The sequence below is a fragment of the Arthrobacter sp. 01N442 genome (genome assembly GCF_056399345.1).
Genome location: NZ_JBFTRD010000004.1, coordinates 1 through 15,730, shown reverse-complemented (window position 1 = coordinate 15,730; position 15,730 = coordinate 1). Strand labels below are relative to the sequence as shown.

General features: G+C 68.4%; 11 protein-coding genes and 1 rRNA gene. 7 read left to right on the top strand and 5 right to left on the bottom strand.

Features of this window, described 5'->3' with window-relative positions; translation table 11 throughout:
* Nucleotides 1-46 precede the first annotated feature (46 nt).
* The 3 genes from AC1DNC_RS07425 to galK are packed head-to-tail and all read left to right on the top strand — an operon-like array spanning nucleotide 47 to nucleotide 4,621.
* Nucleotides 47-2,290: an alpha-galactosidase gene (locus AC1DNC_RS07425; RefSeq protein WP_476861925.1), complete on the top strand. Its 2,244-nt coding sequence runs from the start codon at nucleotides 47-49 to the stop codon at nucleotides 2,288-2,290.
* Nucleotide 2,291: 1 nt separating this feature from the next.
* Nucleotides 2,292-3,455: a galactose-1-phosphate uridylyltransferase gene (gene galT / locus AC1DNC_RS07420; RefSeq protein WP_476861924.1), complete on the top strand. Its 1,164-nt coding sequence runs from the start codon at nucleotides 2,292-2,294 to the stop codon at nucleotides 3,453-3,455.
* On the top strand, nucleotides 3,452-4,621 hold the full coding sequence (gene galK, locus AC1DNC_RS07415) for a galactokinase (protein WP_476861923.1): 1,170 nt from the start codon (nucleotides 3,452-3,454) through the stop codon (nucleotides 4,619-4,621). Before galT ends, galK begins: the two co-directional genes overlap by 4 nt.
* 29 nt (nucleotides 4,622-4,650) lie before the next feature.
* Here the strand turns inward: galK and AC1DNC_RS07410 are convergent, their stop codons facing one another.
* Nucleotides 4,651-5,640, bottom strand: coding sequence for an LLM class flavin-dependent oxidoreductase (locus tag AC1DNC_RS07410; RefSeq protein WP_476861922.1), 990 nt, complete (start codon nucleotides 5,638-5,640; stop codon nucleotides 4,651-4,653).
* Nucleotides 5,641-5,808: 168 nt separating this feature from the next.
* Here AC1DNC_RS07410 and AC1DNC_RS07405 point away from each other — a divergent pair, with 168 nt between their 5' ends.
* The 4 genes from AC1DNC_RS07405 (at nucleotide 5,809) to AC1DNC_RS07390 (ending at nucleotide 10,365) form a co-directional block, all read left to right on the top strand.
* Nucleotides 5,809-6,678: an aldo/keto reductase gene (locus AC1DNC_RS07405; RefSeq protein ID WP_476861921.1), complete on the top strand. Its 870-nt coding sequence runs from the start codon at nucleotides 5,809-5,811 to the stop codon at nucleotides 6,676-6,678.
* A 63-nt stretch (nucleotides 6,679-6,741) separates the two neighbouring features.
* On the top strand, nucleotides 6,742-7,443 hold the full coding sequence (locus tag AC1DNC_RS07400) for a type 1 glutamine amidotransferase domain-containing protein (protein ID WP_476861920.1): 702 nt from the start codon (nucleotides 6,742-6,744) through the stop codon (nucleotides 7,441-7,443).
* Between the two features lie 87 nt (nucleotides 7,444-7,530).
* Nucleotides 7,531-9,231 carry a helicase HerA-like domain-containing protein gene (locus AC1DNC_RS07395; protein ID WP_476861919.1) on the top strand — a complete coding sequence of 567 codons (1,701 nt, stop codon included), beginning with the start codon at nucleotides 7,531-7,533 and terminating at the stop codon, nucleotides 9,229-9,231.
* A 141-nt stretch (nucleotides 9,232-9,372) separates the two neighbouring features.
* Nucleotides 9,373-10,365, top strand: a complete 993-nt coding sequence (locus tag AC1DNC_RS07390; RefSeq protein WP_476861918.1) for a hypothetical protein — start codon at nucleotides 9,373-9,375, stop codon at nucleotides 10,363-10,365.
* 107 nt (nucleotides 10,366-10,472) lie between these two features.
* On the opposite strand, the gene AC1DNC_RS07385 is transcribed toward AC1DNC_RS07390, so the two are convergent.
* The 4 genes from AC1DNC_RS07385 to rrf all read right to left on the bottom strand — a co-directional run.
* Complete coding sequence (locus AC1DNC_RS07385; protein ID WP_476861917.1) at nucleotides 10,473-12,434, bottom strand: NHL domain-containing thioredoxin family protein; 1,962 nt, start codon at nucleotides 12,432-12,434, stop codon at nucleotides 10,473-10,475.
* Entirely contained in the window at nucleotides 12,434-14,590 is a 2,157-nt protein-coding gene (locus AC1DNC_RS07380; protein ID WP_476862613.1) for a bifunctional copper resistance protein CopD/cytochrome c oxidase assembly protein, read from the bottom strand. The genes AC1DNC_RS07385 and AC1DNC_RS07380 overlap by 1 nt, the downstream gene beginning before the upstream one ends.
* 108 nt (nucleotides 14,591-14,698) lie before the next feature.
* Nucleotides 14,699-14,986, bottom strand: a complete 288-nt coding sequence (locus AC1DNC_RS07375) for an HU family DNA-binding protein (protein ID WP_011776355.1) — start codon at nucleotides 14,984-14,986, stop codon at nucleotides 14,699-14,701.
* A gap of 656 nt (nucleotides 14,987-15,642) precedes the next feature.
* A 5S ribosomal RNA gene (gene rrf, locus AC1DNC_RS07370) occupies nucleotides 15,643-15,730 on the bottom strand; the annotation flags it as partial.

Below are 15,730 nucleotides of genomic sequence, written 5' to 3'. Positions count from 1 at the left end.
CGGCCCCCTACGACCCACATCCAACCTGACAACGCCAGGAGCTGCAGTGCACAACCCGGACTTAGACCTTGCCGCGGATCCCCAGGCAGGCACCACCACGCCCCCGGCACCGCTTTACCTGCGGCGCTCCGGGACGGCGCTGCTGATTGACTTCAGCACCGGCGAACCGGCCCTGTTGCACTTCGGCGCCGACCTTGGGCCGGACCTGCCGGACCTTTCCCTGCTGCGTGACCCCGTCCCGCACTCGGCGCTGGACACGCCGGTCACGCTGGGGCTGGTCCCGCAGGCGTCCTCGGGCTGGCGCGGGCGTCCCGGCCTCCGCGGCCACCGCAACGGCCGGGCGTTCTCGCCGCGCCTCCGGCTGGCATCAGCCGACGTGAACGACGCCGGCTACGCCGTCATCACGCAGACCGACCCCGAGGCCGGCATCACCATCCAGACCGAGATCCGGCTCAACGACGGCGGGCTGCTCCAGTTGCGCCACCGCCTGACAAACGACGGACCGGACGAGTACACCGTCGAAGAACTCGCGGCGGTGTTGCCGGTGGGCCGCGCCGCCAACGAAATCCTGGATTTGACCGGCCGCTGGTGCCGGGAATCCCACCCCCAGCGTCTCCCGCTCCACCAGGGCACCTGGGTGCGCTCCGGCCGGCACGGCAGGACCGGCCACGATGCCTCGCTGCTGCTCGCGGCCGGCAGCGGCGGGTTCGGGTACCGCCACGGGCAAGTGTGGGCTGTCCACCTGGGCTGGAGCGGGAACCACGAAAGCTTCGTCGACACAGCCGGCGATGGCCGGACGGTGATCGGCGCATCGGAGCTGCTCGGCTCCGCTGAGGTCACGTTGGCGCCCGCGGAGCGCTATGACACGCCCTGGCTCTTCGCCGCCTACTCTGGCGCCGGGCTCGATGGCATCAGCGAGGCCTTCTACGCCTGGTTCCGCGACCGGCCGCACCACCCGGGCGTGGCCTCGGGCAAGCCCCGGCCGGTGGTCCTGAACGTCTGGGAGGCGGTCTACTTCGACCACCGGCTGCCGGCCCTGCTGGAGCTGGCCGACGCCGCAGCCAGCCTCGGCGTGGAACGCTACGTGCTCGACGACGGCTGGTTCCGCGGCCGAAGGAACGACACCGCCGGCCTGGGCGACTGGTACGTTGACGAACAGCTCTGGCCCGATGGCCTGACGCCACTGATCGACGCGGTGACAGGCCACGGCATGGAGTTCGGCCTCTGGGTGGAACCGGAAATGGTCAACGAGGACTCGGACCTGGTCCGCGCGCATCCGGACTGGATCGCCGGACCGGCTCCGCACCCGGGAACGGGCGCCTCGGGCGACGTGCGGTTGCCGGAGCGGTGGCGGCACCAGCAGGTCCTCGACCTGGTCAACCCGGAGGCGTGGCAGTACATCTACGACCGGCTCGATGCCCTCCTGCGGGAGAACCGGATCAGCTACCTCAAGTGGGACCAGAACCGGGACCTGACCGAGATGGGCCACGCCGGGCGGCCCTCCGTGCACGCCCAGACCATGGCCGTCTACCGGCTCCTGGACGCACTGCGCGCCGCACACCCCGGCGTCGAAATTGAGAGCTGCTCCTCGGGCGGCGCCCGCGTGGATCTCGGCATCCTGGAACGCACGGACCGCGTCTGGGGTTCGGACTGCAACGATGCCCTGGAACGCCAGACCATCCAGCGCTGGACCGGGATGGTGGTGCCGCCGGAGCTGGTCGGCTCGCACATTGGGCCCACCACGAGCCACACCACGGCCCGCACCCACGACCTGTCGTTCCGCGCCATCACCGCCATGTTCGGCCACTTCGGCCTCGAGTGGGATGTCCGCGGACTCGACCCCGCCGAGCACACGGAGCTCGCGCACGCGATAGCCCTGTACAAGGAGTACCGTTCCCTGCTGCACAGCGGCCGGATGGTGCGGGCGGACGAACCCGATCCTGCCCTAAGGCTGCACGGCGTCGTCGCGCACGACGGCAGTGAAGCGCTGTACGCCCTGGTCTCCACGGCGACGTCGTTTGCCGAAGTGCCGGGGCGAGTCTGCCTGCCGGGATTGCAGCCCGACCGCCGCTACCGGGTGGAGGCCGTCTACCCGTCTGCGGACGACTCCCACGCGTTCATCCAAACCGCGCCGCCGCCCTGGCTCGGCACCGGCATCGAGGCCAGCGGCCAGTTCCTGGCAATGTCCGGCATGCCGATGCCGGTCCTCAACCCCGAGCATGGCGTCCTCCTCGCAGTCCGCCACGTGCACGACCCCGCCAGCGGCGGCCAGCCCGTAAGGAACTCCTAGCATGGGCCAGATCACCAAGCGCGCCCACCGTCTCTCCGACGGACGGGACCTGATCTACTTCGACGACGCCGACACGACGCTCGGCCCCGAGCGCGGACCGGACCTTCGCGAGCCGGCAGCGCGGCCGCCTACCGCCACCATGCGCCAGGACGTCCTCACCGGCGAATGGATTTCGATCGCCGCGGCCCGGCAGAACCGGGTGGTGCTGCCGCCGTCACACCTGGACCCGCTGGCGCCGGCGTCCCCGGAGAACCCCTCGGAGATTCCGAGCCTTTATGACGTGGCCGTCTTCGAGAACAAGTCCCCGTCCTTCGGGCCCGCGCTGTCCGGACCGGACGCGCCAGAGGGCCTTGAGGACCTTGCCCGGGTGGGCCTGGGCCGGAGCCGCCAGTCCGTGGGCCGGTGCGAAGTGGTGTGCTTCTCCCCCGAACACACCGGGTCCCTCGCGCGGCTCTCCCTCTCGCGGATGCGCACCGTGGTGGAGGCCTGGGCGGATCGGACGGCCGCTTTGTCTGCGCTGCCCGGCGTCGAACAGGTTTTTCCGTTCGAAAACCGGGGCGAGGCAATCGGCGTGACCCTCCACCACCCGCACGGGCAGATCTACGCCTACCCGTACATCACCCCGCGCACCGCCCAACTGATCCGCACCATCGAGGACTACGGCGGCACGCTGTTCGAGGACATCCTCAGCTTCGAGCAAAAATCCGACCGGGTCCTGCTCCGTGGCGAGCACTGGACGGCGTTTGTCCCGTTCGCCGCTCGGTGGCCGCTGGAGGTGCATATGCTCCCGCACCGGCACGTCCCGGACCTCGCCGCAACAACGGACGATGAACGCGACGAATTCTCCCGGCTCTACAGCCGGCTGCTCCGCGGCGTCGACGCGCTCTACGACACCCCCACGCCCTACATTTCGGCCTGGCACCAGGCTCCGGTGCATTCCCACCGGGAGGATGTCCGGCTGATGCTCCAGCTGACCTCGCCCCGGCGGGAGGAGAACAAACTCAAGTACCTGGCCGGCTCCGAGGCGGCCATGGGGGCATTCATCGCCGATATTCCGCCCGAGACAGCGGCCGCGCGGCTCCGGGCCGCCATCGCCAAGGTAGACATCCACCAGGAAGCCGCCAACCAGAAAGCCCCAGCACAGAAAGCAACAGCACAGCCATGACCGACCTTGCCCAGCGCAGCCGCGCCTTCTTCACCAGCCAGTTCGGTTACGCACCGGAGGGTCTGTGGTCCGCTCCCGGCCGCGTCAACCTCATCGGCGAACACACCGACTACAACGACGGCTTCGCCTTCCCCCTGGCCATCGGGATGCGGACCGCCGTGGCGGCCGGCGTCCGCACGGACCGGCTGTTCCGGGTCACGAGCGATTCGTTCCCCGGCGTCGTGGAGCTCGACTTCGAGGCGCTGACGCCGGAAAACCTGCAGGGCTGGGCCGCCTACCCCTTGGGGGTGGCCTGGGCCATGTCCCGCGCCGCGGCCGAGCGAGGAACGGCCGATTCACTTCCCGGCCTGGACCTTGCACTGAGCTCGGATGTGCCGGCCGGGGCAGGCTTATCCTCGTCTGCCGCCCTTGAGTGCGCCGTGGCCATTGCCTTGAACGAGGTGTGGGGGCTGGAGCTAGGCCGACCGGAGCTGGCCCGGATCGGCCAGCTTGCCGAGAACGGGGTGGTCGGGGCGCCTACCGGAATCATGGACCAGTCGGCGTCCCTGCTGGGCGAGCCGGACCACGGCATCCTGCTCGACTGCCGCAGCCTGCAGACACAAGCGGTCCCCCTCGGATTCGCGAGCGGCGGCTTGTCGCTCCTCGTGATCGACACCCGCACCAGCCACTCCCACGCCGACGGCGGCTACGCCAGCCGCCGGCGCGCCTGCGAGGCCGGGGTCAGCGCCCTGGGCGTCGAAGCCCTGCGGGATCTCGGGCCGGAGGACTTGCCGCGCGCCGAGGCCGTACTGGACCCGGAGACCTTCCGCCGTGTCCGGCACGTCATCACCGAAAACCAGCGGGTCCTGGACACCGTCGCCGCGCTGCAGGCGGAAGGCCCGGGCGCCATCGGCGCGTTCCTCGACGCCTCGCATGTGTCCATGCGGGACGACTTCGAGATCTCCACGCCCGAGCTGGACCTCGCCGTGTCCAGCGCCCAGCAGCTGGGCGCCATCGGTGCGCGCATGACCGGCGGCGGCTTTGGCGGCGCCGCCATCGCACTTGTCCGGGACGCCGACGCCGAAACGGTCAGCGAGGGGATTGCCCAGGCCTTCGCCCGGGCGGGATTTAGCGCACCGAGCATCTTTCCCGTCACGGCAGCCGGCGGCGCCCGCCGCGAACCCTAGGCCGCCAGAACCCTAGGCCGCCAGTCGCGTCAGACGCGGGCGAGCCCCGCGACCTCGGCGAGCAGCTCCACGGAGCGCAGACGGTCCTCCACCGCGGCGCTCTGGTGCGCGACGATGAGTTCGTCGGCGTCGGCGTGCGCCGTGAACTCGTCCAGGTACTCCAGCACCGCGCCCGGGGTGCCCACGGCGGAGTACTTCATCATCTGCGCCATGTGCTGGCCCTGCGGCGAGTCCAGGATCATGTCGGCCTCGTCGTCGCTGAAGACGCGGCCGTTGCCGAAGAACAGCGACACCCGGGCCCGCTTGGTGGCCTGGAACATCGCCTGCGCGTCGGCGGCGGAATCGGCGGCGATCACGTTCACGCCGGCGATCACGTGCGGGGCCTCGAGCTGCTCGGACGGCCGGAACTCGCGGCGGTAAAGCGCCACGGCGTCCTGCAGGGCGTTGGGCGCGAAGTGCGAGGCGAAGGCGTAGGGCAGCCCCAGTTGCGCCGCCAGCTTGGCACCGAAGAGCGAGGAACCGAGGATGTACAGCGGGACGTTGGTGCCCTTGCCCGGGGTGGCCTCCACACCGGGGATGCGGGTGGGTCCGGTCAGGTAGCCCTGCAGTTCCAGGACATCCTGCGGGAAGCTGTCCGCGCTCATCGGATCCCGGCGCAGGGCGCGCATGGTGTTCTGGTCGCTGCCCGGCGCACGGCCCAGACCGAGGTCGATCCGGCCCGGGTGCAGGGTTTCCAGCGTGCCGAACTGCTCGGCAATGGTCAGCGGCGCGTGGTTGGGCAGCATCACGCCGCCGGCCCCGAGCCGGATGGTCTTGGTCTGCGCGGCGATGTGCGCGATCAGCACACTGGTAGCCGAGGAGGCAATGGACGACATGTTGTGGTGCTCGGCGTACCAGATGCGCCGGTAGCCCAGTTCCTCGGCGCGCTGCGCCATGGCCACGCTGCCGGCGAAGCTGTCTGCCGCCGTCTGGCCCTTGCCGATGATTGCCAGGTCAAGGATGGAAAGCGGAACAGTCACGGAAAAGCCGGCCTTTCGTAGCGGGGAAGTTGGGAGGTGCGCGGGGCCGTCCTGCGGTCGGGCGCCTACAGGTGGCAACGACGGCGGTGCCCGTCTTATTTCTGCCAATCTCCGTTGCGGTGGCCACACTGCCGGAATACTCAGCACCCTTACTGTGTTGCCGCCACTATGAGCAACGACAACCCGCAGTATCAGGATCTGTCCGCGACGATCGACTTGAAAGACGTGGGAACCGTGCACCGCCTGGGCTTCGGCGCCATGCGCATTGTCGGGGACGGCGTCTGGGGCGAACCCGCCAACCGGGAGGCGGCCATCGCCGTCGTCCGCCGGGCCGTCGAGCTCGGCGTCGACTTCATCGACACCGCCGACTCATACGGGCCCAACATCAGCGAGGAGATCCTCGCCGAGGCCCTGCACCCCTACCGGGACGGCCTGAAAATCGCCACCAAGGTCGGGTTCACCCGCACCGGGCCGGACGAATGGATCCCCTTGGGCCGCGCCGAATACCTGCGCCAGCAGACCGAGCTGAGCCTGCGCAAGCTCAAGGTGGACGCACTGGACCTGCTGCAGCTGCACCGGATCGACCCGAAAGTGGATCCGGAAGAACAGTTCAGTGTGCTCCGCGACCTGCAGAAAGAGGGCAAGGTCAAGGCCCTCGGGCTCTCCCAGGTCAGCGTGGCCGAACTGGAGCAGGCCGGGAAGTACTTCACCGTCTCGACCGTGCAGAACCGCTACAACCTGACGGACCGCAGCTCCGAGGACGTCCTCGGCTACGCCGAAGAGCACGGCATCGGCTTCATCCCTTGGGCCCCGATCTCGGCCGGCGAACTCGCCCGGCCCGGCGGCCCCCTGGATGAAGCCGCCACGCGGCTGGGCGCCACCACCTCCCAGGTGGCCCTCGCCTGGCTGCTGCGCCGCTCCCCCGTCATGATGCCCATCCCCGGCACCGGCTCGGTCAAGCACCTCGAAGAGAACCTGGCCGCCGCCGGCGTCGTCCTCGACGACGCCACCTTCGCCGAGCTCGACGCCGCACGCTAAGCCCCACACCACCCCATCCCCACCTTTGACCGGCCCCGTGGCCGGCAGAACAGGAGCAAGAACATGGCTAACATCCTGATGGTCGTATCCGCCGCCGATTCCCTCACCATGCGGGACGGCAGCAAGCACCCCACCGGCTACTGGGCCGAAGAGCTGGTCGTCTCGCACCAGACCCTGCGCGACGCGGGGCACAGCGTCAGCATCGCAACCCCCGGTGGCGCCAAGCCCACCGTCGACGAGGTCAGCCTCGCCCCCGAATCCGCCGGCGGCCAGGACCGCGCCGACGGCTTCCGCAAGTACATTGCCGAGATCGACGGCGAGCTCTCCGCCCCGCTGGTGCTGGCCGACGTCGACCTCTCCGGCTACGACGCGATCGTGATGCCCGGCGGCCACGGCCCGATGGCCGACCTGTACCAGGACGCGGACCTGGGCCGTCTGCTGACCGAGGCCAACAAGGCAGGAAAGATCATCGCGCCGTTCTGCCACGGTCCGGCCGGCCTGCTGAGCGCCGTCGACGACGCCGGAACCTTCGCCTTCGCCGGGCGCCGCCTCACCGTGTTCACCAACGAAGAGGAACTTGGCGGCGGCACCGGCGAGAACACACCGTGGTTCGTCGAGGACGTGCTGAAGGAGAAGGGTTCGACCGTGGAAAACGGCGCAGCCTGGAGCTCCAACGTGGTCCGCGACGGCAACCTCATCAGCGGCCAGAACCCCCAGTCGAGCGAGGACGTGGCGAAGGAAGTCCTGAAGGCCCTGGCCGAATAACCGCGCCGGCTAGGCCGCAAAAAAGGACGAGAATAAAACATTGGCCGAAGCCGGGTCGGCACTGGCGGACCCGGCTAAGCTAGCCGCATGGCCATCAAATCCACTGCAGATAAAGTCGCCACCATCCAGAAGGGCTACACCCTGGAAGGGCCCACAATCGAGCTGGGGGCCGCGATCGTCGACGGCGAACTCCACAAAGACGCCCCCGTCCGCCTGCCGCTGGCGATGATGAACCGCCATGGCCTGGTGGCCGGTGCGACCGGCACCGGCAAGACCGTGACCCTGCACATGATGGCGGAGCAGCTCTCCACGGCCGGCGTCCCCGTGTTCCTGGCGGACATCAAGGGCGACCTCTCCGGCCTCGCCACGGCCGCCACCGGTTCGGAGAAGCTGAAGGCCCGCACCGACAGCATCGGGCAGGCCTGGTCCGGCAAGACCTTCCCGGTGGAATTCCTGGCCCTCGGCGGCGATGGCGCCGGCATCCCGGTCCGTTCCACGATCACCTCGTTCGGTCCCATCCTGCTGTCCCGCGTGATGGAGCTCAACGAAACCCAGGAGTCCAGCCTGCAGCTGGTCTTCCACTTCGCGGACAAGAACAACCTGGAACTGATCGACCTGAAAGACCTGCGCGCGGTGATCCAGTTCCTGACCTCGGACGAGGGCAAGGACGAGCTGGAGAACCTCGGCGGGCTCTCGAAATCAACCGCCGGCGTCATCCTCCGCGAACTCATCACGCTTGAGGCGCAGGGCATGGAAAAGTTCTTCGGCGAGCCGGAATTCGACACCGCCGAGCTGCTGCGGACCGCGCCGGACGGCCGCGGCGTGGTGACCTGCCTCGAACTGCCCACCCTGCAGACCAAGCCCATGTTGTTCTCCACCTTCCTGATGTGGCTGCTGGCCGACCTGTTCGAGGACCTGCCCGAGGCGGGCGACCTGGACAAGCCGAAGCTCGTGTTCTTCCTGGACGAGGCGCATCTGCTGTTCAACGGCGCGTCCAAAGCCTTCCTCGACGCGATCACCACGACGGTGCGGCTGATCCGGTCCAAGGGCGTGGGCATCTTCTTCGTGACCCAGACGCCAAAGGATGTTCCCGCCGACGTTCTGGGCCAGCTGGCCAACCGGGTTCAACACGCCCTGCGCGCTTTCACCCCGGAGGATGCCAAGGCGCTCAAGGCGACAGTCTCCACCTTCCCGATGAGTGACTACGACCTGGAGGAGACCCTGACGTCGGCCGGAATCGGCGAGGCCGTGATCACCGTCATGAATGAGAAGGGCGCACCCACCCCCGTGGCCCTGACCCGGCTGCGGGCGCCTGAGTCAGTGATGGGCCCGAGCGACGATTCGCTGATTGCCAGCACGGTGGCTGGATCGGCCCTGCTCGCCAAGTACGGCACCGCCGTGGACAACGTTTCCGCCTACGAGAAGCTTGCGGGCCGGCAGGCAGCGCCCACCGGCCCGGCAGCCGGCGGCTCCGCCTCCGGTTCGGGTTCCGACGGCGGGGTGGACCCCAACGCCGTCGACGCCGACGCCCGCCGGATCGAGGAAGAGATCCTGGGCCGCCCCAGCAGCCGCCCGGCACAGTCACCGGCACCCGAACGGGACCGGGCGCCGCAGCGTCGTGCCCCGGAGCCGGAGTCCGGCGGCGGAATGGCCGGCGACCTCGCCGGCGCGCTGGGCGGCGCCCTTGGCGGCGGCCTGAAGAGCATGGCCCGCTCGCTGGGCACCCAGATCGGCCGGGAGCTGCTCCGCGGCGTCTTCGGCACCTCCTCCCGGCGGCGCCGGCGCTAGGAGGCAGCCGGCGCTAGGCAGCCCGGCGGGCAGCCGGCCAGGCGGAAAGCCGTGACCGCCCGGCTGGAATGGTGCACGTCACAACCGGACCTCTTGACACCAGCGTTCCGCGGGCGTGCAGGTAACCTAAGGTACGTGCAGATGAGTCAGGCGTTGGTCAGGATTGCAGCCATGTGGCTGTTGGGCCTGATGCTCGCCGTGGCGGGCGCCGTCGTCGCAATCAATCTGGTGAACAATTCCATTGCCAGCCCGCAGCAGCCGGTCCGTGAGTACCTGGACGCGCTGCAGAAGGGCGAAGGCGGGAAGGCGCTCGGCCTGGTGCATGCCTCCGTGCCGCAAAGCAACCCGGCCATGCTGGACGGTGAGGCGCTGAAGACCGCGGCCGCGAAGATCTCCGACGTAAAGATCGGCAACGCGCAGGACCGCGGCGGAAACCAGGTGATGGTTCCGATCGACTACACGATCGACGGCAGCCAACAGCGCACAGAGTTCCTGCTGCAACGCTCCGGCACCCAGTGGCTCTTCTTCCACGACTGGTCCTTCGTCCCGTCCGCGCTGCCGGTCCTCGACGTCACCGTCGTGAATTCGAACCAAGCCTCCCTCAACGGGGTCCCGGTCAACATGCCCAACGGCCGCAACTCCTTTGCCGTGTTCTACCCTGGCGAGTACGAGGCATCCCTGAACGGCCAGTTCTTCGCCGCCCCCGCAACCCGGACAACCGTTGCCAGCCGGGATATGCCCTCGGCACCGTTGAACCTGCTCACCCAGGCCACGGACGGGCTCAAGAGCGCCGTCACCGCCAAGGTCAAGGAGTTCCTGGACAACTGCGCGGACCAGGCCGACAAGCAGCAGCGGCTGCAGCCCGACTGCCCGTTCTACCACGCCACGAACGACCGGGTGGTGGACGGGACGATCGACTGGAGCATCACCGACTACCCTGCCGTCAGCATCGAGCCCTTCGGCGGCCGTTGGGTGGTCGCGCCACTGGACGGCAAGGCGCGGATCAAGGCCCGCCAGGAGGACCTGTTCACCGGCGCCGTCACGGAGCTCAACGCGGTCCACGACTTCAGCTTCACCACCCGCCTGGACATCGACGGCGACACGGTCAAGCTCACCCCGCAGCTAAGCAACTAGGACTGCCGCACCGCGTCACGCGGGACCTCCCGTGGCACGCAAAAGGCTGCCGCCCGCGACCAGCTGGGTCGCGGGCGGCAGCCTTTCGTGTGTCTATGCCGGTCGGTTTAGTCCATGCCGCGCAGGTCCAGGACCAGCTCGGTGTCACCGTCCGCCTGCAGCACCACCGGGATGCCCCAGTCCTGCTGGTACAGGTGGCACGCCGCGTGGTCCGGGATCTCGCCGTCGGCGTCTTCGGGGCCGTCACAGGCCGCGGCGCGTGCAGTAATGTGCAGCACGCCCTCGGGGACGTCGGCGGCGAGCTCCAGGGTGCGGAGCAGGCCCACGGAGGTCCCGCCGCCCGCCACCAGCAGCTCCGGCGGGGTGGAGGAGATCTTCAGCTGCGTCGGGTCGCCCCAGCGGTCGTCGAGCTTCTGCCCGGTCGGTGCCGTGAACCGAACCGTCAGGGACATCAGCCCCGGGGCGACGGGGCTCTTGGGGCGGTGGGTCTGGGACGCCCCTTCGTCGACCTGCTGTGCTTCCTTGGGGATGGGCACGTAGACGAGCTGGTGCTTGTTGGCCTCGACCACCACCAGCAACGGCTCGGCGCCGGCCACATGGGTGTGGTCCACGATCACGTCCGAGGGTTCGGAGAGGCCCCGGGCAAGCGTGGAGACCGTCCCGGTGGCGGGGTCGTAGCGGCGGACTGCACCGTTGTAGGTGTCCGCGATCGCCACCGAACCGTCGGGCAGCACCGTCACGCCCAGCGGGTGCTGGAGCCGGGCCTCCGCGGCCGGTCCGTCGCGGAAGCCGAAATCGAACAGGCCCTTGCCCACGGCGGACTCCACAGTGATGGCGCCGTCGTCGGAAATGACGAGTTTGCGCAGCGCCGAGGTTTCGGAGTCGGCCACCCAGATGTTGCCGTCGGCGTCCTCGGCCAGGCCGGAGGACTGGGCGAACCAGGCTTCTGCGGCCGGACCGTCGAGCAGACCCTCGAGGCCGTTGCCGGCGACTATGTTCACGGCGCCGGAGAGGGGGTCGAAGCTGAAGATCTGATGCACGCCGGCCATCGCGACCACGACCGCGTTCAGCTTGCTGGACCAGACAACGTCCCAGGGCGAGCTCAGTGAAACCTGCAGCGGATCCGCTTCAAGCCGGGCGCCGTAGGCGGCACCCTCCTCGTCCACGCGTGCCGGGCCGGTCTCAAGCAGCCGCTGGACCCCGTTGCCGGCCAGCGTGGTGACGGTGCCGTCCGCGAGGGACAGCCCACGGAGCCGGTGGTTGACGGAGTCGGCAACCACGACGTCGTAGCCGGTCTTGGCGGCGACTTCCTCCGGGAGCAGGACCAGGCCCTGCGGCTCGTTGAAACGCGCGTCGGCGCCGCCGTCGGCGTAGCCCTTCTCGCCCGAACCGTAGGTGCCCAGCACCGTCTCGAAGTCGGTGGAGAGCTCCACCAGGCGGTGGTGGCCGGTGTCGGTCACCAGCCAGGAACCGGCGTCGGCGGCTGCAGCGGAGTCTCCGCGGCCGGCCGGAAGATAGAGGGCCTTGCCCGGGAACCGCAGCGTGCCCGACGTCGGCTCCGGCGCCACGTACGGGCCGTCGCCGCGGTGCAGGGTGCCCTTGGCCTCGTGCTCGGCGATCAGCTCGGGGATGAGCACGGCCAGGCCGTCCGCGTGGCCCTCACCGGAGAGGTGCGCCACGATGTAACCCTCGGGGTCTATCACCACGAGGGTGGGCCAGGCACGAGCGGTGTAGGCCTTCCATGTGTCCAGCTCCGGGTCGTCCAGCACCGGGTGGCGGATCTCGTAGCGCTCGACGGCGGCGGCCAGGGCCACCGGATCCGCTTCGTGCTCGAACTTGGGCGAGTGCACGCCGACAGTCACCAGAACGTCGGAGTACTGCTGTTCGAGCGGGCGGAGTTCATCCAGGACGTGAAGGCAGTTGATGCAGCAGAAGGTCCAGAAGTCGAGCAGCACGATCTTGCCGCGCAGGGATTCGAGGTCCAGGGACTTGCCGCCCGTGTTCAGCCAGCCCCGGCCCACAAGTTCGGAGGCCCGGACCCGGAGGTGGGTGCGTACGGTTTCGCTCATCAGCGTCCTTCCAGCTTTGAATTGCGTTCTGCCAGCTTCGCGTCGCGTTCGGCGAGCTGGGCAAACATATCGTTGTAAGCGGTGAGATCGGCGTCGTTATTCCTGTCCGCCGCGCGGTCGGTGCGTTTAGACTCCCGCGCGTCGGAGCGGGACCACATGACGGCGACGCCGATCGCCACCAGCAGGGTGGGCACTTCGCCGATCCCCCACGCCACCGCGCCGCCCATCTGCTGGTCCAGCAGGGCCGAGGGCCCCCAGGTGCGGCCCAGGTTGCCGAAGTAGTCGGCGGCCAGCAGCCCGGTGCCGCCCATGATGGAGACGCCGAAGAAGGCATGGAAGCCCATGGTGGCCAGCAAAAGCAGCAGCCGCATCGGGTACGGTGCGCGCCTGGGCAACGGATCCGTGCCGATCATGGTCAGCACGAAGATGTAGCCGGTCAGCGTGAAGTGCAGGTTCATCAGTTCGTGGCCCACGTGGTCGCGCATGGCGTAGCCGAAGGCGTCCGAGTAGTAGAAGAGGATGATGGAGCCGGCGAAGTTGGCCGCGGCGAACAGCGGGTGCGTGACGAGCTGCGAGAACTTCGAGTGCACGAAGATCAGCAGCCATTCCCGCGGCCCCCGGGAGCTGTCACGCCGCGCGGTCAGCGCCCGCAGCGCGAGCGTGACGGGCGCGCCCAGGACCAGGAAGATCGGGGCCACCATGGTCAAGGCCATGTGGTCCACCATGTGTGCCGAGAACAGTACCCGGCCGTAGACCGACGGCGGCCCGGACGTGATGTACGTGAGGACCACCAGGCCGATCACCCAGTTCACGGTACGGAACCAAGACCATGAGTCGCCCCGCCGGCGCAGCGTCCGGATGCCCAGGAAGTAGGAGACCAGGCCAAAGACGGCGACGGCGACCCAGAGCCAGTCGAACCGCCATTCTGTCAGCCAGCGCTGCGGAGTCAGCTCCGGGGGAAGTTCGTAGCCGGACAGAATGAAGGCCGGCGACGCGTCCGGGGCGAAGGTGGTGGGCTCCGGCGGGGCCGATCGGCCAAGCGCGACGGCGATTCCCGACGTCGCCCCCATGATCAGGAGCTCGACGAGGACCAGCTGCCAGAGCACGCGGCGGGCGGACAGGCCAGCGCCCTTGACACCGAGCTGCGGAATGACCCACTGACGGTGCATCAGGCCGACGCCGCCGAGGATCAGGACGGCGGCAGTCTTGGCCATGATGAGTTGCCCGTACGCCGATCCAAAGAGGTCGCTCCAGCTGGAGATCCTGATGCTGGTGTTGACGACGCCTGAGGCGAAGACCAGGACGAAGGCGAAGCCGGCGAGGGCTGAGAAGCGGCGCAGGGTGGGCTCGGTGATGTCGGCCCTGCCCTGGGCTCCAGTGCCGGGCGCGCCACCCAGGATGCCGGAGAGCAGCGCCAGAACGATGATGCCGCCCACCCAGGCCGAGACGCCGGCAAGGTGCAGGCCGAGCGAGTTGATGGCACCTTCGTGGTCGTTCGAGCTGGCCGAGTGGCCGATCAGCGCAGCGGGCACCAACCCGGCAAGGGCCAGGATCAGCGTGAGTGCAAGCGCTCCCCTTGATCGGACGCCAAACAGCGCGGTGGTGGCCACGGCGGCGATGATGACCACCGCAAGCCAGGCCCTGCCGGTATCGATGTCAGTCATGAAGTAGACGAGGGACTTGGTGAACTCCGGGTCCCCCGAGATGGTCTGGCCCGCGATGTCCGAATAGCTCAGGACCAGCACTGACACGGCCGAGAGGGTCCACGCGACGCCCGCGACGGCGGCAACGGCCAAGGCCCGCGTGAACGCGGGATGCTCGGGGGCATCCTTAGCCTTGGACTGCCGCCCGGAAAGATTCCGGGGCAGGATGCCGACGGCGAAGATTAGGCCACCGATTACGGTGGCAAGGGAGACGTTTTGAATAGCCTTGCTGATGGGCAGGCCCCAGCGGACCAGTGAGCCGGGATCAGACACTGCGCGGGCTCCGGCTGCTCCGGAGAAGAGCAGCGCCACCACGAGGCCCAGGAACAGCGCCGCCAGCCCGGCGAGCTGCCAGGGCCCGGAGATTCCCGGGCTGCCAACTCCTCGACCACGAGCTCCGCCCGTCGGGGTGGGAGCTGCTGAGGTTCGGGGTTTCGCTGCAGAAGGCACAATTCCATTGTCCGCTACCCCTGCCCGCGCGCCGAATCCGTCAAGCGGCGGTTAACGCAAAAGGGGCGGCAACCCATCGGGTTGCCGCCCCTTTCAAGCGTTCGAAGAAGACTACTTCTTCTTGGCGACTGCAGCCTTCAGCTTGGAGCCGGCGGTCAGCTTGACGCTGTGGCCTGCGGCGATCTGGATGGTCTCGCCGGTCTGCGGGTTGCGGCCGGTACGGGCTGCACGGTCGGTGCGCTCGACGGCGAGCCAACCCGGGATGGTGATCTTTTCGCCCGCGGCGACAGAGGTCTCGAAAACCTCGAACAGTGCATCGAGCACGGAGTTGACGGCTGCCTGGCTGGTGCCGGCCTTGCCAGCTACCTCTGCAACAAGTTCACTACGGTTCTTAGCCATTTATGTCCTCCTGGACGGTTCTAATCTCTGAAGCCTGCACACGGCATGCGTACAAGCCACTCTTCGAAAACTTACCAGCTTGCCACCGCCGAGGTGGCAAAATTCCGCGTGTTTTCGCCCTTTTCTGGGAAAAAGTCCGGGTTTCGAGGGTGTTAGAGGCCCTTTTCAGCCGTCAGCGGACGTTGCCTCGCTTCTGACCGGTTACCAACCGACGCTCCCTCACCTCTGACCGGTTATCAACCGACGCTCCCTCACCTCTGACCGGTTACCAACCGACGCTCCCTCACCTCTGACAGGTTACGCACCGACGCTCCCTCACCTCCGACAGGTTACGCGGGCCGGAGCTGAGGGAGGTTCGTCCGGGACCGCACCGGTACTGAAGGAGCATTTGGGATATCTGCACCGGTGCTGCAGGAGCGTTGGTGGTTTGGGCTCCGGTGCTGAGGGAGCGTCGGTGGTTTGGGCTCCGGTGCTGAGGGAGCGTCGGTGGTTTGGGCTCCGGTGCTGAGGGACGGTTGGGGATGTGCCGGCCACTTCGGGGGAGGGACCGGCGTATACCCAGCGGTGCGGGCGCCAGTGCTGTGGGTGCGGTGGTTTTGGTGGTTAAAGGGGGAGAGCCTCCAACCTGGTGGTTGGAGGCTCTCGACCTAATGTATGTCCGGCGGTGACCTACTCTCCCACACCCTCCCGGGTGCAGTACCATCGGCGCTGTGGGTCTTAGCTTCCGGGTTCGGAATGGGACCG

Excerpts from the sequence above, each read along its gene's own strand:
- galT (WP_476861924.1), top strand. The coding sequence starts at position 2,292 with ATGGGCCAGATCACCAAGCGCGCCCACCGTCTCTCCGACGGACGGGAC.
- galK (WP_476861923.1), top strand. The coding sequence starts at position 3,452 with ATGACCGACCTTGCCCAGCGCAGCCGCGCCTTCTTCACCAGCCAGTTC.
- AC1DNC_RS07405 (WP_476861921.1), top strand. The coding sequence starts at position 5,809 with ATGAGCAACGACAACCCGCAGTATCAGGATCTGTCCGCGACGATCGAC.
- AC1DNC_RS07400 (WP_476861920.1), top strand. The coding sequence starts at position 6,742 with ATGGCTAACATCCTGATGGTCGTATCCGCCGCCGATTCCCTCACCATG.
- AC1DNC_RS07395 (WP_476861919.1), top strand. The coding sequence starts at position 7,531 with ATGGCCATCAAATCCACTGCAGATAAAGTCGCCACCATCCAGAAGGGC.
- AC1DNC_RS07390 (WP_476861918.1), top strand. The coding sequence starts at position 9,373 with ATGAGTCAGGCGTTGGTCAGGATTGCAGCCATGTGGCTGTTGGGCCTG.
- AC1DNC_RS07385 (WP_476861917.1), bottom strand. The coding sequence starts at position 12,434 with ATGAGCGAAACCGTACGCACCCACCTCCGGGTCCGGGCCTCCGAACTT.
- AC1DNC_RS07375 (WP_011776355.1), bottom strand. The coding sequence starts at position 14,986 with ATGGCTAAGAACCGTAGTGAACTTGTTGCAGAGGTAGCTGGCAAGGCC.